Source organism: Corynebacterium sp. HMSC061H03 (assembly GCF_001838215.1).
In the GTDB taxonomy this organism is placed as follows: Bacteria; Actinomycetota; Actinomycetes; order Mycobacteriales; family Mycobacteriaceae; genus Corynebacterium; species Corynebacterium jeikeium_D.
In genome coordinates this window covers 60,869-81,801 of record NZ_KV836077.1, presented here as the reverse complement: position 1 = coordinate 81,801, position 20,933 = coordinate 60,869, and the positions used below count along the sequence as shown (strand labels likewise).

At 60.9% G+C, this 20,933-nt stretch carries 16 protein-coding genes and 1 riboswitch; of the genes, 4 read left to right on the top strand and 12 right to left on the bottom strand.

From position 1 onward, the window contains the following. Nucleotides 1-38 precede the first annotated feature (38 nt). From HMPREF2787_RS08230 to dacB, 11 genes are all read right to left on the bottom strand, one after another. The gene (locus HMPREF2787_RS08230; protein ID WP_070858973.1) at nt 39-1,310 is read right to left on the bottom strand and encodes a DUF6779 domain-containing protein; all 1,272 of its coding nucleotides are present in this window, start codon (nt 1,308-1,310) and stop codon (nt 39-41) included. Beyond that, the gene (locus HMPREF2787_RS08225) at nt 1,307-1,813 is read right to left on the bottom strand and encodes a DUF3180 domain-containing protein (protein ID WP_049190665.1); all 507 of its coding nucleotides are present in this window, start codon (nt 1,811-1,813) and stop codon (nt 1,307-1,309) included. The genes HMPREF2787_RS08230 and HMPREF2787_RS08225 overlap by 4 nt, the downstream gene beginning before the upstream one ends. 2 nt (nt 1,814-1,815) lie before the next feature. After that, nucleotides 1,816-2,328 carry a 2-amino-4-hydroxy-6-hydroxymethyldihydropteridine diphosphokinase gene (gene folK, locus HMPREF2787_RS08220; RefSeq protein WP_016421485.1) on the bottom strand — a complete coding sequence of 171 codons (513 nt, stop codon included), beginning with the start codon at nt 2,326-2,328 and terminating at the stop codon, nt 1,816-1,818. Next, nucleotides 2,325-2,729 carry a dihydroneopterin aldolase gene (folB, locus tag HMPREF2787_RS08215; RefSeq protein WP_070858972.1) on the bottom strand — a complete coding sequence of 135 codons (405 nt, stop codon included), beginning with the start codon at nt 2,727-2,729 and terminating at the stop codon, nt 2,325-2,327. The genes folK and folB overlap by 4 nt, the downstream gene beginning before the upstream one ends. 5 nt (nt 2,730-2,734) lie before the next feature. Beyond that, nucleotides 2,735-3,676 (bottom strand): dihydropteroate synthase, encoded by a 942-nt coding sequence (gene folP, locus HMPREF2787_RS08210; RefSeq protein ID WP_070653314.1) that lies wholly within the window; start codon nt 3,674-3,676, stop codon nt 2,735-2,737. A gap of 86 nt (nt 3,677-3,762) precedes the next feature. After that, nucleotides 3,763-4,338 (bottom strand): GTP cyclohydrolase I FolE, encoded by a 576-nt coding sequence (gene folE / locus HMPREF2787_RS08205; RefSeq protein WP_016421488.1) that lies wholly within the window; start codon nt 4,336-4,338, stop codon nt 3,763-3,765. A 9-nt stretch (nt 4,339-4,347) separates the two neighbouring features. Continuing rightward, nucleotides 4,348-7,026, bottom strand: a complete 2,679-nt coding sequence (gene ftsH, locus HMPREF2787_RS08200; RefSeq protein ID WP_070858971.1) for an ATP-dependent zinc metalloprotease FtsH — start codon at nt 7,024-7,026, stop codon at nt 4,348-4,350. Nucleotides 7,027-7,295: 269 nt separating this feature from the next. Continuing rightward, nucleotides 7,296-7,880: a hypoxanthine phosphoribosyltransferase gene (gene hpt, locus HMPREF2787_RS08195; protein WP_016421490.1), complete on the bottom strand. Its 585-nt coding sequence runs from the start codon at nt 7,878-7,880 to the stop codon at nt 7,296-7,298. A gap of 121 nt (nt 7,881-8,001) precedes the next feature. Next, on the bottom strand, nt 8,002-9,075 hold the full coding sequence (gene tilS, locus HMPREF2787_RS08190; protein WP_246824255.1) for a tRNA lysidine(34) synthetase TilS: 1,074 nt from the start codon (nt 9,073-9,075) through the stop codon (nt 8,002-8,004). Next, complete coding sequence (locus HMPREF2787_RS08185; protein ID WP_070603920.1) at nt 9,068-10,348, bottom strand: amidase family protein; 1,281 nt, start codon at nt 10,346-10,348, stop codon at nt 9,068-9,070. Before HMPREF2787_RS08185 ends, tilS begins: the two co-directional genes overlap by 8 nt. 48 nt (nt 10,349-10,396) lie before the next feature. Then, nucleotides 10,397-11,881 (bottom strand): D-alanyl-D-alanine carboxypeptidase/D-alanyl-D-alanine endopeptidase, encoded by a 1,485-nt coding sequence (gene dacB / locus HMPREF2787_RS08180; protein ID WP_246824253.1) that lies wholly within the window; start codon nt 11,879-11,881, stop codon nt 10,397-10,399. Between the two features lie 124 nt (nt 11,882-12,005). Between dacB and HMPREF2787_RS08175 the strand changes: the two genes are divergently transcribed. The 4 genes from HMPREF2787_RS08175 (at nt 12,006) to HMPREF2787_RS08160 (ending at nt 17,948) form a co-directional block, all read left to right on the top strand. Continuing rightward, nucleotides 12,006-12,479, top strand: coding sequence for an inorganic diphosphatase (locus tag HMPREF2787_RS08175; protein WP_005510088.1), 474 nt, complete (start codon nt 12,006-12,008; stop codon nt 12,477-12,479). Between the two features lie 153 nt (nt 12,480-12,632). After that, nucleotides 12,633-12,929, top strand: a complete 297-nt coding sequence (locus HMPREF2787_RS08170) for a rhodanese-like domain-containing protein (RefSeq protein WP_016421494.1) — start codon at nt 12,633-12,635, stop codon at nt 12,927-12,929. 157 nt (nt 12,930-13,086) lie between these two features. Continuing rightward, on the top strand, nt 13,087-13,905 hold the full coding sequence (locus HMPREF2787_RS08165) for a MarR family winged helix-turn-helix transcriptional regulator (protein WP_070858969.1): 819 nt from the start codon (nt 13,087-13,089) through the stop codon (nt 13,903-13,905). Further along, entirely contained in the window at nt 13,902-17,948 is a 4,047-nt protein-coding gene (locus HMPREF2787_RS08160; RefSeq protein WP_070858968.1) for a Pls/PosA family non-ribosomal peptide synthetase, read from the top strand. Before HMPREF2787_RS08165 ends, HMPREF2787_RS08160 begins: the two co-directional genes overlap by 4 nt. 277 nt (nt 17,949-18,225) lie before the next feature. Here the strand turns inward: HMPREF2787_RS08160 and metE are convergent, their stop codons facing one another. Then, nucleotides 18,226-20,535, bottom strand: coding sequence for a 5-methyltetrahydropteroyltriglutamate--homocysteine S-methyltransferase (gene metE, locus HMPREF2787_RS08155; protein ID WP_070603912.1), 2,310 nt, complete (start codon nt 20,533-20,535; stop codon nt 18,226-18,228). A gap of 38 nt (nt 20,536-20,573) precedes the next feature. Then, a riboswitch (cobalamin riboswitch) is annotated at nt 20,574-20,756 on the bottom strand. Nucleotides 20,757-20,933 lie beyond the last annotated feature (177 nt).

Sequence of the window (20,933 nt, the reverse complement as noted above, 5' to 3'; positions counted from 1 at the left end):
TATGTGCGGTGAGTAGGCCGCGCACACTCGGTAAGCGACTAGGCCTCTTCGTCCGCGCGCTGCTCCCTCTTCTTGCGCATCTGCGCCATCAGCTCGGCAACCGTCAGGCTGCCCTTATTGTCCTCAGCACGGCGCCGACCGTGGCTTGCAGGCTCCTGCTCAGGAGCCTGAGCCGGTTTCTGAGCTGGCTCTTCTGCGAGGTCCTCATCGCGAATGGCCTGCAGCTGGCGAGTCGGAGAGTCCGAGGCGTCGTCCGATTCCGGCGCAGCGAATGGGTGCCGTGCACCGTGTGCCTCGTGAGCACCGCCCTGAGAATCATCCTCTGCAGCGTCCTCGGCCGGGGTTTCCTGCCAGTTGATGGCGCGGAAAGAGTTAGTGGAGAACTTCTCCTTGGAAACGGTTTCGTCATCCTTGGAATCGGCGACTTCGTGGACGTCAACCGGCTGACCAGACGGCGAGAATGTACGGCGCATGTCGGTGGCCTCGGCATCTTCAACCGGCGAAGCGGAGGATGCGGAGCCCGTGCCGCCGTGCTGGGTATGAGCGCCGACAGTGCCGTTAGCGGTCATCTCAGCACGGTGGGAAGTCGCGCGTGGTGTCGGCCGGTCGTGACCGGTCGGATCCTTCATCGGCGAGGCTTGCTGTGGCGAGTCGAGCTCACGCAGACGCTCGGCCTGGGCGCGAAGAGCAACCTGCTCGTCGTCGAAATCCTCCCCCATGAACTCAGCAAGCTGGGCGCGCAGTGCAAAGACCTCAGCGCGCAGCGCCGCAATGTTGTCATCGTTGTTGCCCTCAAGCGAGTCCAGGTAGTTCTGCTCGAGAATCAGTTCCTGCTCACGGTGAGTAGCCAGCTCGCGGTCAAGCTCCACCTTGTGCAGCTCCTCGATTGTCTCCAACCGCTTGCGCTCCAGCGCAATGGTCTTGCGGTATCGAGTCACCAGCACAGCCCCGATAACTGCCGACCACAACGCCAGCAGCACGGCAACCTTCATCCACCCGGCAGAGGTGGCAAAGAGCATGACGATACTGGCAATCACCGCGAGCACCAGCAGCACAACCATGAGAATGACGGCGGTTTTCTCCGTCATACCATCGGTAGAACTGAATTTCGTCACATCATTGCTCTGCTCATCTGCATATGCCGCATCAGCCCCGGAGTTAGCCCCAGCGGAGTAGCTTTCGAAGGCTGAAGAAGGCGACGGAGACGGAGACTCGGCCATATCCGACGAAGTAGCTGCCGCGTCGCCCTGAAAATATGCGGCATCACCCGAGCGCTTCGGGTCATTACCGGCGTTGGAGAGGTCAGTCATAACTCCCACCCTACCGAGTTAGTTCCCATTTCCCCGCTAGGAGGCGAAGAATTTTCGCCATCAGTTGGCAATTGGCAAACTTTTTCCAGCCACAGCCCCGCCGCAGCGAGCAAAATGCCGGATACTGTGCCGACAATCATGATCGGTCCGTCGGCCTGTGCAGCCGCAAGCTCCGTCCACTTCGGCAAAGCCCACAGCACGCCACCGGCGTACAAACCTCCGAGAATCGCCCCCAACCATGCGGATGCCGTACCGACCACCAGCCATCGCGACAACGTTAACGGCTGCACCTGGCTGCGATCCTGCCCGACCTTCCCCTCTTTCAGCACCGACTTAATCCACCGCGCTGCCGCCACACAGACAGCTGTGAGCAACCAGGGAAACCCCAGGTCCCACCAACTTCGTGGCCCGAGCGCACCGAAAAACTGTGCCACGATCATCCATGACGCCAGCGCGAGAACCAGCGCAGATGCAGCCAACGTAATCGGTGAGGTCGGTTTCATCTCTAGGCCTCTTCTCCATCCGCGCTGTCTGCTAGACGCACTGCGTTTACGTCTTCAGGTGCCAGCTTATCGACGAGTGCTGCGACCCGAACTCCCCCCAATTCGGCATCCGGGTCGGCATCGAGCCACGGCACCAGTACAAAGGCACGCTCGGTTGCCCACGGATGCGGCAGGGTCAGAGTCGAATCGTCAGAGATGATCTCCTCGCCGGTGTCCTTGTCAGTGACCTGCACAATGTCCACGTCGAGCGCCCGTGGTCCCCAGTGAATTTCGCGCACTCGACCAGCGTCATTTTCCAGTTTCCAACCAGCTTCCAGCAGCTCCATTGGTGTCCGGGACGTATCGACAATGAGCACGGCATTGAGGAAGTCACCCTGCTCTACCCCACCCCAAGGTGGGGTGGCATAAATTTTTGAGGCTGCGACCAATTCATCGGCGAAGAAGGCCTGCACACCAGTTAGGTTTTCTCGCGCGCGGTCCATGTTCGCGCCGATAGAAAGAACGGCGCGAATCATGCTAACCGGTTCTTCCGCGAACGGCGGGCTGTTACCGCAGCGTCATCAAAGTCGAGCGGAATGGGCGCATGCGGTTTGTGAATGGTTACTTCCACCGCATGTAACAGTGGGGACAATCCGCGTTCGGCGCGGCCATCGTCGTCGGCAAGCACTGCTTCGGCAATCTCGGTCGCGACGGTTTCGATGAGGTTGCGCGGAGTGCCGGTCAAAATTCCGTGCGCTGTGGCTGCGATGTCGGCGTAGTTGACGGTGTCGTCCAGCTCGTCGCTGGCAGCGGCACCGGAGAAATCCAACCACAGGGTGACATCACAGATGAAGTCCTGGCCATCGCGGCGCTCGAAGTCGAGACAGCCGTGGTAGCCGCGGGCTTTCAGACCTTTGAGTTCAATTCGATCAGCCACTGTTTCTACTCGTCTCCTTCCAGAGCCGCTTCGGCTGGCGATTCAGCAGGAGACTCATCGTGCTGTGCAGCGCGGTTAGAGCCACCTTCCGGATAGTCGCCGGCCGCGGTGTAACCGGTCAGTGAGCGGCCAAGGTTCCATGCCTGCGCCACCCGCACTGCGTCGAGGTTGTCGGCCACATTGTGAACTCGAACCGCCCATGCGCCCGCCGCTGCGGACAGCGCGGAAATTGCGGTAGTCGCAGCATCAGCCTGCTTTGGTGCGCGTGCCTCACTGCCGACGGCGGCGGCGAAACGCTTGCGGGAAGCACCGACCAACACGGGGAAACCGAGGTCAATAAGCTCCGGCAGGCCGTGGAGGAGCGCCCAATTGTCATCGGCGTTCTTGGCAAAGCCCAGGCCTGGGTCGAGGACAATATTTTCCTCGGCGATGCCGGCGCCCATGGCACCGTCGACAAGCTGAAGCAGGTGCTCACGGACATCGGCGACAATGCCGTCCGGGTGAGTTTCGGCGCGTCCAGAAGCGGAGCCGAAGCGATCGGTCTTCCAGTGCATCAGGCAGATGGGCACATCGGCATCGGCGCAGACTGCGTACATGTTGGGGTCTGCGAGACCGCCGGAGACATCGTTGATGAACACCGCGCCCCTGGCGATTGCTGCCTCTGCGACACTTGCGCGCATAGTATCGACGCTGATCAGGTGCCCGTCTGCCGCGAGCTCACGGACCACCGGCACGACCCGGGCAATTTCCTCATCCTCGGAAACGCGGTGTGCGCCGGGACGAGTGGACTCGCCACCGATGTCGAGAATATGTGCGCCTTCAGCGAGCAGCTCGTGCGCATGGGCAATCGCCGCGTCGAAGGTCTTGTACAGGCCGCCATCGGAAAAGCTGTCCTCGGTGACGTTGACAATGCCCATCACTTTGCAGAGCTGATTCTCGATACCCATCTCCGCCGGCTGTCCTGCCTGCGCTTGCAAGGGGGATTCAGTCACCTTGTTGTCCAGCCTTTCCAATCGACCATTTAACTGTTGCGTTAGCTCTTGCGGATGAGCGCCATTGCCTCTGCGCGCGAACGGGCATCCGTCTTGAAGCCACCGCGGACGGCTGAGGTCACCGTGCGCGCACCCGGTTTGCGGATACCGCGCATGGCCATGCAGAGATGCTCCGCTTCAATGACGACGATCGCCGAGGCCGGATCCAGCCGCTCCACCAAGGCATCCGCAACCTGACTGGTCAGACGCTCCTGCACCTGCGGGCGCTTCGCATAGCCATCGACCAGACGAGCGAGCTTGGACAGGCCCGTCACACGACCGTCCTTGCCCGGGATGTAACCAATGTGGGCAACGCCGAAGAACGGCACCAAATGGTGCTCACAGGTGGAGTAAATCGGGATGTCCTTCACCAAAACGAGTTCTTGATGATCCTCGTTGAAGGTCTTTGCCAGCACCTCAGACGGATCTTCAAACAGGCCCGCGAAAACCTCACGGTAGGCTCGCGCCACTCGCGCCGGTGTCTCCTTCAGGCCTTCCCTGTCGGGATCCTCACCGACGGCAATCAACAGTTCACGAACCGCAGCCTCGGCCCGCCCCTGATCGAATTCGCGCTCCATGATGTGTACTTATCGCTCCTCGTTGGTGTCCGGCTTGTCCTGCCAGGCGCTGTTGTCTTCGTTTCGCTTGACGACGCCGTCCTTATCCGAATCGTGCATCTGTGCCCCCTTGTCATCGGAGTTGTCGGCGTTCTTCGGGTTTTCCGGACGTTCTGTGTGTTCCGGCTGCTCGTTATCCGGCAGGCGGAATCCGCGCAGCTCCTGCTGTTGTCCTGCCGACGGCATCACCGTAGTCGGGGTGGCATCGCTGCCAGAGTTGTCCTGGCGGTGACGTCCGCCCTGCCTGTCCCACGGCATCTTCGGAGGGGCAGGGATATTCGCGGGGCCGTTGCCACCGCTGCTACCAGTACCGGTTGCCTTCGAGCCGAAGTCCGGCGCACCTGCCGGGTAGTTAGCAGTGCCCGGGTGCTGGCCACGCGCGTTGCCCTGGCCTTCCTGCGAACCCGGCTGGTTCTGCCCCTCCGGGCGAGGAGTCGGCGCAGGCGCCGGTGCCGGTGCGGGAGCCGAACCGTGCGTGCTGCCGGTATCCTTCGGCGGCCAACCTGGAGCGGTCCAACCAGCCGGCGGTGGGGTGCCACCGTAAACCGGAACATTCGGTCGGTCCTGCTGGGCGCCCGGCAGACCCGGGACACTAGCATTACCGGCACCAGCGGAGCCTGCCGGCCCCTGACCATTGCCGTTGTTGCCCGCGTCCTGGTTCTCTGGTTCGCGGCGGCGCACCGGCGCGAAGATGTTGACACGCTTCGGCGGTTCCTCGCCGCGCTCGATTGCCAACTCCACCGGTGTCTTCACCGGCTCGAGGCCATCGGCCGGGTGCTTAGTGTCGCTATCGAAGAAGTTCAGGCGCTCACGGGGAACGACATCGGTGAAGATAACTTCCAGATCCGGACGACGCAGAGTCTCCTTCTCCAGCAGTTTCTCAGCCAGAACATCGAGAGTGTCGCGGTTTTCCTTCAAGATGGCGTAGGCCTCGTCATGAGCCTTATTGATCAGCAAACGAACCTGCTGATCAATGGTTGCTGCCACCTCCGGAGAGTAGTCCAGAGAGCCGCTGCCACCGCGGCCAACGAACGGGTCGCCCTGCTCCTCCCCGTACTTCACCGGGCCGAGCTCCGGCGACATGCCGTACTCGGTCACCATGGCGCGAGCAATCTTGGTGGCCTGCTCAATATCGGCAGAAGCACCGGTAGTCGGCAGTCCGAAAACCAGCTCCTCGGCAGCGCGACCACCCATGGCGAAGACCAGACGGGCAAAGAGCTCTGGCAGGTTATACATGCCCTTGTCGTCCTCGGGGACGGTCAGCGCATGTCCACCAGTGCGACCGCGAGCCAAGATGGTGACCTTGTAAACACGCTCAATGTCCTTCAGCGCCCACGCAGCCAGGGTGTGGCCACCCTCGTGGTAGGCGGTGACCTTCTTCTCCTGCTCGGAAATCACCTTGGAGGTACGGCGCGGACCGCCGATAACTCGGTCGACTGCCTCTTCCAGCGCATCCGCAGTAATGATGTTGCCGTTGACGCGAGCGGTCAGCAGCGCAGCTTCATTCAGCACGTTCTGCAGATCAGCACCGCTCATACCGGCGGTGCGCTTCGCCAGCGACGTCAGATCCGCATCCGGTCCAAGCGGCTTGTTCCGGGCGTGGACCTTCAGAATTGCCTCGCGGCCCTTCAGGTCTGGTGCGCCCACCGGAATCTGTCGGTCAAAACGGCCCGGACGCAGCAGCGCCGGGTCGAGAATATCCGGACGGTTGGTCGCAGCCATGATGATCACACCCTGACGATCACCAAAACCATCCATCTCCACCAGCAGCTGGTTCAGGGTTTGCTCACGCTCATCATGACCACCGCCCATGCCGGCACCACGCTGGCGGCCGACGGCGTCGATCTCGTCGATGAAGATAATGCACGGGCTGTTTTCCTTGGCCTGATTAAACAGGTCACGGACACGAGAGGCACCGACACCGACGAACATTTCAACGAAGTCCGAACCCGAGATGGTGTAGAAAGGCACTCCTGCCTCACCAGCGACGGCGCGGGCCAGCAAGGTCTTACCGGTACCGGGAGGACCGTAGAGCAAAACACCACGCGGAATCTTCGCGCCGAGCTCCTCGTAGCGAGCTGGGTGCTGCAGGAAATCCCTAATCTCGTCGAGCTCCTGGACGGCCTCATCGGCACCAGCAACATCCTCGAACGTGTTGGTCGGGGTCTCCTTGTTCAGCAGCTTGGCGCGGTTGCCACCAAAGCCGAACATGCCGTTCTTGCCGCCTTGCATGCGGCTGAAGAAGTACATGATGACGAAGAAGAAGATCACCATCGGCAGCAGGAAGCCCAAGGTGGACATCAGGAAGGAATCCTGCGTGACCTTGGTATCGAACTTCTCCATGCCCTCGGCGGCGGTGACCTTGTCAAAGACTTGGTCGGTCGCACGCGCTGGGTACTTGGTCATCACCTTCGTGACGTCCTCAGTGCCCTCGACCTCCACGCCCTTCTTCAGGGTGAGGCGAATTCGCTGTTCGCGATCGTCGATCTGAGCTTCCGTGACATTGCCCTTATCCAACTGGGTCAGGGCAACGGACGTATCCACCTCGCGGTATTCCCGGGAATCATCCGCCAGCTGAGTAATAGCAAAGAGGATAATCAGGATGATGCCGGCAACGGTGGCAAACCGGAACACCTTTTTCTTGTCCATACAGTGGGTTCGCTTTTCGCTCTCTACATCTATTAGTTGCTTTTATTAATTGTACGCATCAACGAGTTCTTCTCGAAGACACATCAATGACACAACGTGGGGCCAGGGCTCATGGCACCTGACCCCACAGTAGGCATAACGCATCGCAACCGAAAAAAGTTTCCAACTCCTACTTTTCACAGCTAGAAGACAGCTAGAACTGCGGGAGGGTAAGCGCGCAATGCCCGTCGTCAAGCATCGGCACTGTGCAATAAGCGCCGAAGACAGACCTAGCCCTGGTAAACGCGCGGGTGAAGCGTGCCGACGTACGGCAAATCGCGGTAGCGCTCGGCGTAATCCAGGCCGTAACCGATGACGAACTCGTTCGGAATGTCGAAGCCAACATCCGCAACATCCAGGCTGGTGCGCACAGCCTCCGGCTTACGCAGCAGCGTAATGACCTCCAGGGAGCGCGGATTACGGTTGCGCAGGTTCTTCATCAACCAGGACAGGGTCAGGCCGGAGTCAATGATGTCCTCGACAATCACGACATCGCGTCCCTCAATATCGCGATCCAGGTCCTTCAAAATACGCACCACGCCTGACGACGAGGTGGAGTTTCCGTAACTGGAAACCGCCATGAACTCCATCTGGCTGGGAATGCTGAGCTGACGGGCGAAGTCAGTCAGGAAGAACACCGCGCCCTTCAGCACTGCGACCAGAATCAGATCGCTGTCGGCATCCTTGTACTTCTCATTCACACGATGCGCCATCTCGTCAATGCGAGCATGCAGCTCCTCTTCGCCAATGAGAACTGCCTCTACCTCATCGCCGTAGGGGTTTGCGGGGACGTTGAAATCCTTCACATCATGCATCGCATTTCCTTTCCGCACTTCTATGGCGGCGTGTCGATGGAGCGTAACTGCCCCAGTGCAAGTTCAGGGTTATGGCAACCGATTGTTCTCAGCCGCCGGAAGTTGGATTGCGGCACCCTTCTTAAGGCACCGCGGGACGATTCATTACCAATTGTAGAGTGCCATCTTTTCGCTCAACGACCAACCTGGCATTTCTGTCGGCACCATCGCGACCTCGGGTCACCGGCACTTCGCCCTGTCCGTGATAGCGGTGCACGAGCGCCATCACCATGTCGATTTGTTTACTACTGGGCTCCGCACCCGCCTGCCTCAACCAACGCGCGAGGACGCGCACCGCGATGGCGTCGTCAAGCTCAGCCACCCCTCGCACAGACAGGCTCCCGCTTGCCGACGCCACTTCCTCCCCCAGCAGCGCATGCAGAGCCGACTCGGCGTGAGCGTCCAAAAAGTCATTGTCGACTGCTGCAATCGCCGCAGTCTTAGCGAGATTTTCCGCAACTCCCGGACCCAGCTCCTGCTCCAGCAGCGGCAAAATCGTCTTTCGAACCCGGACGCGGGCGTAATGGTCGTCATGGTTGTGCGGGTCGTGCCACACCTTCAAGCCCAGCTCTTCGCAGCAGAGCTGAGTATCTGAGCGTCGCACACCGAGCAGCGGGCGCAGAATCCGAGTCCCGTCAGACCACGTGAGGTTGTCGCGGATGGCGGACAGCGCCTGCGGACCGCCTCCCCTGGCCAGCCGCAGCAAAACTGTTTCCGCCTGGTCGTCCAAGGTGTGAGCGAGCATCAGCGCCGCACCTCGAGATTGGGCGACCTCCCGTAGCACTGCGTGTCGTGCCAAACGCGCCTCATATTCGGGACCACGGTCGGAATTGTTGTTGATATCGACCGCGATAACCTCGGCCGTAGCCCCCATCCCCCGAGCAATGTGGGCGGCGCGCTCGGCAACTTCTGCAGAGCCCTGCTGAAGCTGATGATCAACTACGACGGCGTGGACTTTGCGGCCGGCCAGCGCACCCTTGGGCCCGAGAGCTTCCGCACAGGCCCCGGCGGTCAGGGCCAGCGAATCCGCACCACCGGAAAGCCCAATGACGACACCGCTGCCCAATTCCTGCCCCACCTGCTGCACTATCGCGCGGACAGCGTGCCGAATGATGAGGAAATGAGGGCTGCGGTCCGGCCAAAAAGGTCTAGCCAACGCGCCCACCACTTGCGATGGTTTCCATCGCGGTAAGCAGAATTCGCTCCTGGGTCGGGCGCGCAATCAGTTGCACCGGCAACCCAGAGGTCGGTTCCACAACGATGCCAGCCGGGAATCCCAGGTAATTCCACGTCGAGACGTAGGGAGTGAAACGCAGATTGGACAGCAGGTTCACAATCCAGGGCATGCGATGCCACGCGCGGATTCGCGGTGGGTTCTTGGCCAGAGCCGGGGTAATCAAGATGGTGTCACCCGGTAGCTCACGCTCGATGCGAGCGCCATCGCGTGCCACTTGGCGGCCATTGATTGTGAAACGCAGCAAGCGACCAATGCCGGCGTGGACTCGATTGCGCCACTCCAGGTGATCAGGGCGCGGCTCGTCGCGAAGCTGATCCGCCACCCCCGCAGTCCAGCGCGCGAGCATCGGCAGTGGGTTCAGCGGGTACGGCATGTTCTTTTCCGAGACGGCAAAGCCCTTGTCCGCGAATACTCTCGCCGCCTGTTGTGCCGCATCGACGTACTCCGGTGCAGCCTTCAAACCGAATACGGGCGCAGTGGTGTCCACGCTGACTGCGAAGTTTTCAGGCAGGGTCTTCGCCGGGTCCTCCGCATCCACCATGCCATTTGTGAGGATCTTGGTGATCAGGCGCAAGTCATCGTTATTGACTGTGAGCACCCCTTGGACAGACATTCCGTACCAGTCATTGCCGCCCACGCGCCCCGGCATTGTTCCCGGGGTCGCCTTCAGAGTCGAAAGCCCGCAGCACGCTGCAGGGATACGAAGTGACCCCATGCCGTCGTTGCCCTGCGCAAACGGAACCATCCCAGCGGCGACAGCCGCTGCGGATCCACCGGAGGACCCACCCGGAGTGTGCCCCGGCAGAATCGGATTATCGACTGCCAGCCCCGGCAGCGTCGTCGTCCCCCACGTACAGAACTGCGGATTCACCGTAGTTCCCACCGCGATTGCACCGGCGCTAGTCAACTGCTGGACAAACGGGTTCTCTAGAGCGGTGTTTTCCTTCAGCGCAAATGGCACACCTGCAAGCGGCAACTCCGAGAGTTTCTCGCTTTGCTCGAGTTCCCGCGCAGCCTGCAGAGCCCTATCCGCCCACACTTCGCGGAAGGCATGAATCCCTCCATCCAGTCTGGCGATAGCGTCGAGACTGCGCTGCACGCTGTCCACGGGGCTTAGCTTTCCCTCGCGGACCTGTGCGGCAATCTCGCGAACGGTTGGCAAATTCCTAATCGCGGAAGTGTGAGAGGCCATTGCGGATTCATCTCCTCAAATTATTTTCAGTGGCAAATGAATCTCAGTTTAGATATCCGCAAGGGCGCTCGCTGCCTTATCGGACGCAGCTCTTGCCGGCAACAGGCTCGCCTCGTTGGAAATCAGTGCGAACGTCAGCACCTGCCCCGACTTCGTCACCACATATCCCGCCAACGCCGAGGCTTTATTCAGCGTGCCTGTCTTCGCACGGACGATGCCCGCCCCGGACTGACCAGCAAAGCGCGTCGCCAGAGTGCCGGACACTGCCGCCACCGGCAGGCTGTCCAACAGTGGGCGCAACCGCAACGCAGTGCTTTCCGACGACTCCTGCGACTCCGCCAGTCCCCCCTGCTCGGCCGATTCCACCGGACCCGCGGCCGAATTAAGCACCTCGGAGAGATGCTGCGGAGAAATACGGTTATCCGTGCTCAGGCCGCTGGAGTCCGACAGCACCGCGCGATCGAGAGGAAAACCGTGCTCCGAGAGAGTGTCACGCACGGCACGTGCGGCCCCCTCAAAGGTCGGCGGCAGACCGCGAGAGATAGCCACCTCACGGGCAATGGACTCGGCAAGCACGTTGTCGCTATAGTTCATCATCTCGTGCACACGGGTAACCAGCGGTGCCGACTGCACGAGCGCGACGGGGTCTGGATCCAGAGGCAGTGACTGACCATCCTTGGCCGCATCCCTCAGGCTGCCTCCGTTTTCCGCACCAAGCGCCTTGGCCAGTGCATCAGCGGCATCCGCGGCGGGCGTGGCGCTGCGCTGCGATTCTTCATTCGTCGGATCGATACGACCGGCGTCCATCATCACCGACTCCACCGGTGCGATGTAGCCGTCCTCCAGCCCCGCACGCTCCCAGGTCTCGTGGAAACTCTCGGTGAATAGAGAGTTGTCGAGATAAACCTTGCCGACCCCCTCCGGAATGACCACGGAAATCTTTTTCGCCAACTCAGCGATTGAAGCCGAGTCCTGGAAGAACCCTTCCCCGTCCTTGCTTAAGGTGGGGTCACCCCCGCCGTGCAAAACGATGTCGTTAGTCCCCGTAACCCGGGAGACGCGGGTGGAAACCCGATGATCTTCACCTAAGTCCAACAGTGCGGCAGCCGCAGTGAGAATCTTCATGCTGGACGCCGGCATGGCCACCGCGGTGTCATTGATCCCCCACAGTTTCTGGCCGGTAGTAGCATCGCTAACAATTCCATGCAGCTCACCGAAGGCTGGATCGGCCGCAGCAGCGTCCATGATGGCGCTGACTTTTTGGGCCAGAGCGCCGTCGTCAAGCGAAGACTGCGCCGCCGTCACAGGAGCAGAGACATGACTGACCGCGGGCGGTGCATCGACAACAATCTGACGATTGTTATTGACGACAACCGCTACGCCGCTGCCCGCTGCGATAACGAGAACACCGGCGATGGCACCGCCGATTTTCAGTCCGCGCGACTTCTTGGATTTGCCGGATTTTACGGAACTGGGCGATTTTTGCGTGCCCTTAGCGGCGGTTTTGGAGCTGTCAGAGTCGGTACTACCCACGGTCACAAACACCTTCTTCCTGAAAACAAAACCTCACTTAAGGTGCACAAATAAACGGTTTTGAGCGGGTTTCGCATAAGATAGCCGTCAGAGAAGTGTACACCGATTATAAGGAGTCATCGCCGTGAGCGTTGAGGTCACTATTGAGATCCCGAAGGGTCAGCGCAACAAGTACGAAGTCGACCACGAGACCGGCAAGGTCTACCTCGACCGCTACCTGTTCACCCCAATGGCCTACCCGGCCGACTACGGCTTCATCGATGAAACCCTCGGCGAGGATGGCGACCCGTTGGACGCTCTCGTGATCCTGCCGGAGCCGGTTTTCCCGGGCGTTATTGTCAAGGCTCGTCCGCTCGGCGTTTTCAAGATGACCGACGAGGCCGGCGGCGACGACAAGCTGCTGTGCGTCCTGGATGATGTCCGCTTCGACCACTACCAGGACATCGACGATGTTTCCCAGTTCACCAAGGACGAGATTGAGCACTTCTTCGTCCACTACAAGGACCTGGAGCCGGGCAAGGAAGTTTCCGGTTCGGGCTGGGGCGACAAGGCTGAGGCTGAGCGCATCCTGGCTGAGGCTATCGAGCGCCACAAGTAAGAGCCACAAGTAAGAATTGCGCTAGCCAATCTCCCTTTCTGGGGCTCGCACCTTTGACGCAGTTCCCGTGATTCAGCGCTACGGCCGTCGGAGTTTTCCTCCGGCGGCCTTTGTGCTTCCGGCGATAAGGCCAGATTGCGTATAGTGCGCACTATGGAAACCGTAAACGTATCCGAAGTACCCGAAGACGCACAGATCATTGACGTCCGCTCACAGATGGAGTGGGATGACGGCCACGCCACCGGCGCCGTTCACATCCCCATGGAAGAGATTCCGTCCCGCTACGGCGAGCTGGATTTGGATTCCGACATTTACCTGATGTGCCGCTCCGGTGGACGTGCCGCTCAGGTTTCTTCCTGGTTGGAGAAGAACGGTATCGACACCATCGTCATCACCGGCGGCATGATCGACTGGGAGCACTTCGGCCGCCCAATGGAGAAGGCCAACTAAACCAACTACAACTGCCCTGCCTACCCGCAGGGCAGTTTTTCTTTTATCTACCCACCCCAAAGCACAGACCTTCTAACAATCCGCAGGCAAACAGGGACATTATTAGTTGGCCATGTCCCATTATTGACGGTTCCCCAGATTGTCTAGTATGGGAAGTATGTCTGATTCATCCGTACTTTCCTCGGCGGACTCAGCCGACACCAGCGGTGGTGTGGCAGCCGACGTAGACGCGAAGGTGTCTGCTGTCGACGCACAGAGCGGCACCAAGGCGAAGAAGGCTCGCAAGGGAGCGAAAGCCAAAAACAAGGCCAGCGCTAAGTCCAAGTGCAAGCCCGGCTCCGCAAGCGAACCCGCCGTCGCACCGGCCGCCCTGCGCAAATCCGCGTCCTGGTGCCTGGCACAGCTCGATGCGGCTGTCCGTGCCAGCGTCAACGCGGCTCTTGGCCGCACTCAGATTGAGTCGATTTCCATCCGCGGTTATTGGGTTCTGGAGGCCATCGCCGATGGCGGCGACATGGCTCAAACCGAGCTGAGCGCGCTGCTCGGCATGGACCGCTCGGACATGGTTCGCCTGATTGACTCTCTGGAGTCGGCAAATCTAGTCGAGCGCACCCGAGACTCCAAGGATCGTCGCCGCCAGCTCATCGCACTGACAGAAACGGGCAACACTACCCGCGCATCTCTGCGACGCTCACTCCGCAGAGCCGAGCGCGCCGCCGTCGCCGAATGCGCACCCGAGGTACGCGCGCTGCTTGCATCGCTTGCCGACGACTCCGCTGCAAGCCCCGAAACCGATGCCGGCGCGAAGAACCCCGAGGCCGCTATCCCAGAGGTCACGGCCACTGAGACAGACACCAAGGACATGGCGGAGAATAAGACGCAGGCGACGTCGTCAAGCGATGCCCCGCGTCCTAAACGTAAGAAGTCGAAGAAGAAAAAGCGCAAGAAGAAGAATAAGAAGGGGGCTCTCAAGTGACAACCACTGAAGCGAAGTTCCTACGCGCTACGGAACAGCCGCTTGAGCGCACACTCATTGACATTGTCCGGGCGACCGCGCGAAGGTTCCCCGAGGCTGAGGCCATCGATGACGGCGAGGTTGTCGTCACGTATGCGGAGTTGATCAACGAGATTGATTCCACAGCTACGTGGCTGTACGAACAGGGCATCCGTCGCGGCGACCGCATTGGTGTGCGGATGCCGTCGGGAAGCCGCGAGCTCTACCTGGCAATTTTGTCCATCATGGCCGCCGGTGCCGCCTACGTTCCGGTGGACGCGGATGACCCCGACGAGCGTGCAGAAATGGTCTTCGGCGAGGCCGGTATCGCCGGTTACTTCGATGCTGAAGGCCTGCATTTGGCTGGCTCCACGGCACGTAATCGCCCCCGCCCGCTGGACTCCGACGCCGACTCCGACGAGGAAGAGACGGAACCGACGCCGCCGAGCGCACGCGAGATCATCTCGCAGGAGCCCACTCCTGACGATGACTGCTGGATTATTTTCACCTCTGGCTCCACCGGCAAGCCCAAGGGCGTGGCGGTCACCCACCGCAGCGCCGCCGCTTTTGTCGATGCGGAGGCCCGCTGGTTCTTGGCCAACCACCCGGAAGGACCGCTCGGCCCGGATGACCGCGTTCTCGCCGGCTTATCCGTCGCCTTCGACGCCTCCTGTGAGGAAATGTGGCTGGCCTGGCGAAATGGTGCCTGCCTGGTGCCGGCTCCGCGTTCGCTGGTGCGCTCCGGCGTGGACCTGGGCCCATGGCTGATTTCCCGCCACATCACCGCTGTTTCCACAGTTCCGACGCTGGCCGGCCTGTGGCCCGCCGAGGCGCTCGACAGCGTGCGCCTGCTCATCGTTGGCGGCGAGGCCTGCCCGCAAGAGCTGGTCGAGCGCCTGTCCACCCCAGAGCGCGAAATGTGGAACACCTACGGCCCCACCGAGGCCACCGTCGTGGCCTCCGGCATCGAGCTGAGGCCCGGCAAGCCCGTGACCATCGGTTTTCCTCTGGACGGCTGGGACCTCACCGTCATCGACGAAGAGGGCAACCCCGTCCCACCGGGCACCAAGGGCGAGCTGGTCATCGGCGGCGTGGGACTCGCACGCTACCTGGACCCGGAGAAGGACGCCGAGAAGTACGCACCGCTGCCAGCCCTCGGTTGGGAGCGTGCGTACCGCACCGGCGACCACGTCATCATGGACGAAGACGGACTGTACTTCACCGGCCGCGTCGACGATCAGGTGAAAATCGGCGGTCGGCGAATTGAGCTCGGCGAGGTCGAGGCGCACCTGGCTGCCCTCCCTGGCGCTACTCAGGCGACTGTCGTGGTGCAGAAGACCGGTGCTGGCGACTCCATCCTGGTCGGCTACGTCGGCGCCGGTGGCGACGCCGCAGCCATGGACTACGACAAGTGCATGGATACTCTCCGCGATGCCATGCCAGCCGCGATGGTGCCACGCCTGCACATCATGGATGAGCTGACGGTTCGCACCTCCGGCAAGGTCGACAAGGCGGCGTTGCCGTGGCCACTGCCTGCACGTGCGGGTGAGGGCGACGTCGACAAGCTGAGCCCTGTAGAGAAGTGGCTGTCCGACATCTGGGCGGACGTGCTGTCCGTACCTGCGCCCGGCGCGGACTCGGACTTCTTCGCCCTGGGCGGCACGTCCTTGGCGGCGGCGAGCGTCATTGCGCGCATTCGCCAGCGCGCCCCGCAGGTCGCCGTGCGCGATCTCTACGACCACCCGCGCCTGGGCAATCTCGCTGAAGAGCTGGTCGCGCGCGGTTTCATCAGCGACGACATGCTTGCCGACGACACCAGCGACCCCACCGCTCATCTGGAAAAGGTGCCCGAGCCGACGCCTGTCTCCCGTAAGACCCGTTGGGCCCAGGTGGGCCTCATGGTGCCATTGCAGTGGGCACGTGGCATGCGCTGGGTAACGTGGCTTGCGATTATCAACTGGGTTATCGGCGGGCCGCTGACACTACCAGGCTGGTTGGTGGCCGTACTGGCCGTGTTGTTCCTGACCCCGCTGGGGGTCATGCCCATCAACGCGGCGACGACACGCCTGCTCACGCGCAACATCACCCCGGGTGATTACCCGCGTGGCGGTTCGGTACATCTGCGACTATGGGCGGCCGAACGTCTGGCAGAGAGCTCCGGTGCCCACTCAGTAGCGGGTGCTCCGTTCGTGCTGTGGTACGCCCGCATGCTGGGCGCCCGCATTGGTAAGGGCGTGAATCTGCACGCGCTGCCGCCGGTGACGGGCCTGGTCAAACTGGATGATTACTGCTCGATCGAGCCGGAGGTAGACCTGTCCGGATACTGGGTCGATGGCGATGTCGTCCACGTCGGCGAGGTCACTATTGGCAAGCACGCCCGCATCGGTGCCCGTTCAACGCTGCTGCCCGGCGCGCGTATTGGCAATGACGCTCACATCGAGGCGGGTTCCACCGTCACCGGTGAGAAGAAGGTCAAGGCTGGCGCGCGCTGGTCGGGTTCCCCGGCTCGCAAGGTCGGTCGGTCCAAGCACCGCTTCCCGGAGGAAGTTCCGCCGGCTCGCCGCCACTGGGTGGCTATCTACGGTCTCACCGCTGTCTTGCTGACACTGGTGCCGCTGTCCGCTGCGGTCGCGATGGCTGCTGTCATCGGTTGGGGCACGGGGCTTATCGACGGCACCACCGAGCTAGCCACCTCGAATCTCTGGCCAACGCTGGGAAGCGCCGTGCTGTGGGCTATTCCCGCCACCTTCGTCGGTGTAGCGGTGTATGCCCTGCTGACGCTGATTCTCGTGCGCCTGTTCAGCATCGGCCTGAAGCCGGGAGTGTTCCCGGTGCGTTCGCGCGTGGGTTGGCAGTCCTGGGCGACAATTCGTCTGATGGACGCTGCTCGTCATGACCTGTTCTTCATCTACGCCTCCATGCTGACTCCTCTTTGGCTGCGTGCACTGGGCGCCCAAATTGGTCACGACAGCGAAGTCTCCACCGCGATCGGTATTCCGAAGTTCTTGCACGTCAAGGACGAGTCCTTCTTGGCTGACGACACCATGGTCGGCAGCTACGAGCTCGGCGGTGGTTGGCTGCTGGTGGGCGACTCCCGCATCGGCAAGCGCGCCTTCCTGGGCAACTCCGGCATCACGCTTCCAGAACGCAAGCTGGCGAAGAACTCGCTGGTGGCCGTGCTGTCCTCTACCCCGAAGAAAACCAAGTCCGGCTCCAACTGGTGGGGTTCGCCGCCAGAGCGCATGCGCCGCGTGGGCACCGTCTCCAGCGATGAGTCGGCGCAGACCTACCGTCCGACTACGGGATTGAAGGTCGCCCGCGGCATTGTGGAGACGCTGCGCGTCCTGGCACCGATGGTCTCTCTCATGCTGGCGACAATCACGCTGTTTAGTCTGCAGGGAATTGGCATGTTCACCGCGGAGTTGGTCACTGCAGGTGGCGTCAACGCTGCCCTGCTCGGCCTGGTGGTCGCGTGGCTGCTCTCCCCTGCCGTGCTGCTGATTGTTGGTGTGCTGGGGCTGTTGGTCACGGTCGTGGCCAAGTGGGTGTGCGTCGGCAAGCACAAGCCCGGTGATCACCCGCTGTGGAGCAAGTTCGTCTGGCTCAACGAGCTGCAGGATGCATTCGTCGAAATGGTCGCCGCGCCGTGGTACCTGAACCCGGCGATGGCCACCGGCGGTATCGCACGCGCGATGCGTCTGCTCGGCGCGAACGTCGGCCACGGCGTGTGGCTGGAGACGTACTGGCTGCCCGAGACCGACCTGGTCACCATCGCGCGGGGTGCCTCTGTCGGCCGCGGTTGTGTCGTTCAGACGCACCTGTTCACCGACCGTGTGATGACGCTCGACACCGTCCACATCGGACACGGCTCCGTGCTGGGACCGCACTCAGTCGCACTGCCGGCATCTGTGCTTGACGACGGCTGCCGCGTCGAGCCCGGTTCTCTCGTCATGCGCGGTGACCATGTTCCTGCGCACACCTCCTGGCGAGGTAACCCAATTGAGCCGGTGGTGGCCAAGAAGTAGCCCGGCTTGTGTAGGGGCTTTGTTGGCACAACGGGCTGCAAATGTGAAACTGTGTAAGTTTATAGCACTTTCAAGCCATTTTTCGGGCAATTTTTGCTATAAACGCAGTCAGTAACTCACATTGGCCCGCTGCCGCCAGCCATAAACGCAGTCAGCTACTCACATTGGGGCTAAGTAGGGCTGAGTAGCAAAAAGTGTGCCCACCCGGCGACGCGCCGAGCGGACACACTTTTGCTACTTAACCCGCTATTTGTTTTTCGGCTTTTTGGTTTGCGACCTACTCTGCTAGCTGCAACCGAGCCTGCTGAGCTGCGGCCACTAATACCTTCAGTGAAGCCGTAACCTCTTCCCAACCTCGGGTCTTCAGCCCGCAGTCCGGGTTGATCCACAGCAGGTTGGGGTCAACGCTTTCGAGCGCATCTTCCACGAGCTGGTTGACTTCACTGTCCGTCGGCACGCGGGGCGAGTGGATGTCCCAGACGCCTGGACCAATCCCGCGAACGTATCCCTCGTCCTTCAGCGCTGCGAGCACCTGCATCCCGTTGCGAGCTGCTTCGATGGACGTGACATCGGCGTTGAGCTCATCGACGGTGTCAATGAGCTCATTGAAGTCCGAGTAGCACATATGCGTGTGAATCTGAATGTCGTCAGTCACGCCAGAGGTAGCCAGGCGGAAGGACCCCACAGCCCACTTCAGGTAGGCGGGCTGGTCCGCTTCATTCAGGGGCAACAACTCGCGAATGGCAGGCTCGTCGACCTGTACGATCTGCGCTCCAGCGGCCACGAGATCTGCAATCTCATCGCGCAAAACCAGCGCAACATTATCCGCAGTGTCACCGATTGGCTGGTCATCACGGACAAACGACCATGCCAACATAGTCACTGGCCCGGTGAGCATTCCCTTGACGGGAAGGTCAGTCATGTCTGCCGCTGCCTTGTACCACTGCACCGTCATCGGCTCTGGCCTGGTGATATCACCGTAGAGAATCGGCGGCCGCACGCAGCGGGAACCATAGCTTTGGACCCAGCCATTGGTGGTGGCAAGGTAGCCGTCCAGCTGCTCCGAGAAGTACTGCACCATGTCGTTGCGCTCAGGTTCACCGTGAACCAGCACATCGAGCCCCAGTTCTTCCTGCTGTTCAATGGCAGATCGAATTTCAGCGAGCATTGCCGACTCGTAGTCAGCTGGGGTCAGCTCTCCCGTGCGCAGCTGCGCACGTGCACGACGAATACTATTGGTCTGCGGGAAGGAACCGATTGTGGTGGTCGGCAGCGGAGGCAGGTTAAGGGCCTCAGCCTGAGCCGCCTGGCGAGCTGCAAACGGGGAACGAGTCCGGTCGCTGGCCTCGATTGCCGCCAAAGCTTCACGAACTTCAGGCTTAACAATCCGCTTCGACTCTGCCCTCGATGCCAGTGCGGCCCGGGACTCACTCAACGCCTTCAAATCCGCGGCATCGAGTTGGTGGTCATTCAACCTGGCATCAAGCGCTCTCGCCAAGAGGGTCACCTCGGCGATTTTCTCATCCCCGAAGGCCAGCCACTGCAGCACCTCGGCATCCTCTTCGCTCGGGTCTTCCGCTGTCAGGGAATACGGCACGTGTAGCAGCGAACAGCTAGTCGACACCGCGATGGGGCCTCGGGCTGCCAGCTTCTCCAGCGTCGCCAGAGCTGCATCCAAGTCGGTGCGCCACACATTACGACCATCGACAATGCCCGCAACCAGCAGTTCCTTGCCAGTCCAATGCGGCAACTCGGAGCTACCTGCTACCAGGTCGCAACCAATGGCCTGCACGCCTGTGCCAGAAAGGGTTTCCAGCGCCTGATCACCATCACCAAAGTAGGTCTGCACCCACAACTTGGTATTCGCAGACTCCGCCACGTCGGCCAACTTCTCGTAGACCTGGCGAGTCCTAGCAAGAGTCACTTCATCGAGGTCAGTGACCAATACTGGCTCATCGAGCTGAATCCACTCAAAGCCCTTATCCCCCAGTTGAGCGATGATTTCCGCGTACGCATCGGTCAACTTTTCCAGCAGGCCGAGTGGGTTCGAACCATCGTCGGTACGCGACAGGCTCAAGTAGGTCACAGGACCAATCAAATGAGGGCGCAGCATCGTTGTGGCGCCATTGTTCAAGCTGCAGGAATCATCCAACCAGTCAGTGAGGTCAGAGGTAAATTCAGTATCGGCTGACAGCTCCGGAACGATGTAGTGGTAATTAGTGTCGAACCACTTGGTCATTGCGGATGCCGGTTGCGTCTTCGTACCGCGAGCGGTGGCGAAGTAGTGGTTGATCCATTCCGGCAGGTTGGAACCGTCCGTTTTCGGGACATCCTGAAAGCGAGCTGGAAGCACTCCGAGCAGCGCCGATGTATCCAGCATGGAGTCGTAGAACGAGCGCCCAATTGTCGGAACCGAGTCGATTCCTACCTTCAACGCTGCGCCAATGTAGCTATTGACAGTGTTGCGCGCCGTCGCGGCCAACAGGCCGCCGGTCGCCGGGTCGCGCCAGTAGTTTTCCAGAGCTTTTTTGAGCTCACGATTACGCCCTATCCGCGGAATGCCCGCGAGGGTTGCGTGAATTGCCATGATCTCGTGATTTCCTCGTCAGTCGTGATCAGCATCGGATATGAAATTGCACAACCGGCAGGCATTCGGACTTGTCATCACTGCAAGATTGGTTATCAACTCGTCGGATAAACCAAAGCTCTGGCAGTGATGCTTACCGTTGCGGGACAGTTCCGGACTTGCACCGGGATTCCCCTGCATAACTCGAGGGCCTCATGCGCGCTAGGCTCAAAACACACCTTGCGCGGAAAACGTGCGATATGCAGCACTTTCCTTTATGAACACCTTCGAGGCGGCTGTGGATGTGAAGTATATCGCAATATACAAATATGTCATTCACTTAGCCCCTCCCCGAGCCTTCGCTTTAGTGCTCTCCTGCTGGGGCCAATGCGATTAAGCTCGTAGTCATAAAAGCTATT

Excerpts from the sequence above, each read along its gene's own strand:
- HMPREF2787_RS08225 (WP_049190665.1), bottom strand. The coding sequence starts at position 1,813 with ATGAAACCGACCTCACCGATTACGTTGGCTGCATCTGCGCTGGTTCTC.
- HMPREF2787_RS08230 (WP_070858973.1), bottom strand. The coding sequence starts at position 1,310 with ATGACTGACCTCTCCAACGCCGGTAATGACCCGAAGCGCTCGGGTGAT.
- metE (WP_070603912.1), bottom strand. The coding sequence starts at position 20,535 with ATGGCAATTCACGCAACCCTCGCGGGCATTCCGCGGATAGGGCGTAAT.
- hpt (WP_016421490.1), bottom strand. The coding sequence starts at position 7,880 with ATGCATGATGTGAAGGATTTCAACGTCCCCGCAAACCCCTACGGCGAT.
- folK (WP_016421485.1), bottom strand. The coding sequence starts at position 2,328 with ATGATTCGCGCCGTTCTTTCTATCGGCGCGAACATGGACCGCGCGCGA.
- HMPREF2787_RS08165 (WP_070858969.1), top strand. The coding sequence starts at position 13,087 with ATGTCTGATTCATCCGTACTTTCCTCGGCGGACTCAGCCGACACCAGC.
- folP (WP_070653314.1), bottom strand. The coding sequence starts at position 3,676 with ATGGGTATCGAGAATCAGCTCTGCAAAGTGATGGGCATTGTCAACGTC.
- folE (WP_016421488.1), bottom strand. The coding sequence starts at position 4,338 with ATGGAGCGCGAATTCGATCAGGGGCGGGCCGAGGCTGCGGTTCGTGAA.
- ftsH (WP_070858971.1), bottom strand. The coding sequence starts at position 7,026 with ATGGACAAGAAAAAGGTGTTCCGGTTTGCCACCGTTGCCGGCATCATC.
- HMPREF2787_RS08170 (WP_016421494.1), top strand. The coding sequence starts at position 12,633 with ATGGAAACCGTAAACGTATCCGAAGTACCCGAAGACGCACAGATCATT.
- HMPREF2787_RS08185 (WP_070603920.1), bottom strand. The coding sequence starts at position 10,348 with ATGGCCTCTCACACTTCCGCGATTAGGAATTTGCCAACCGTTCGCGAG.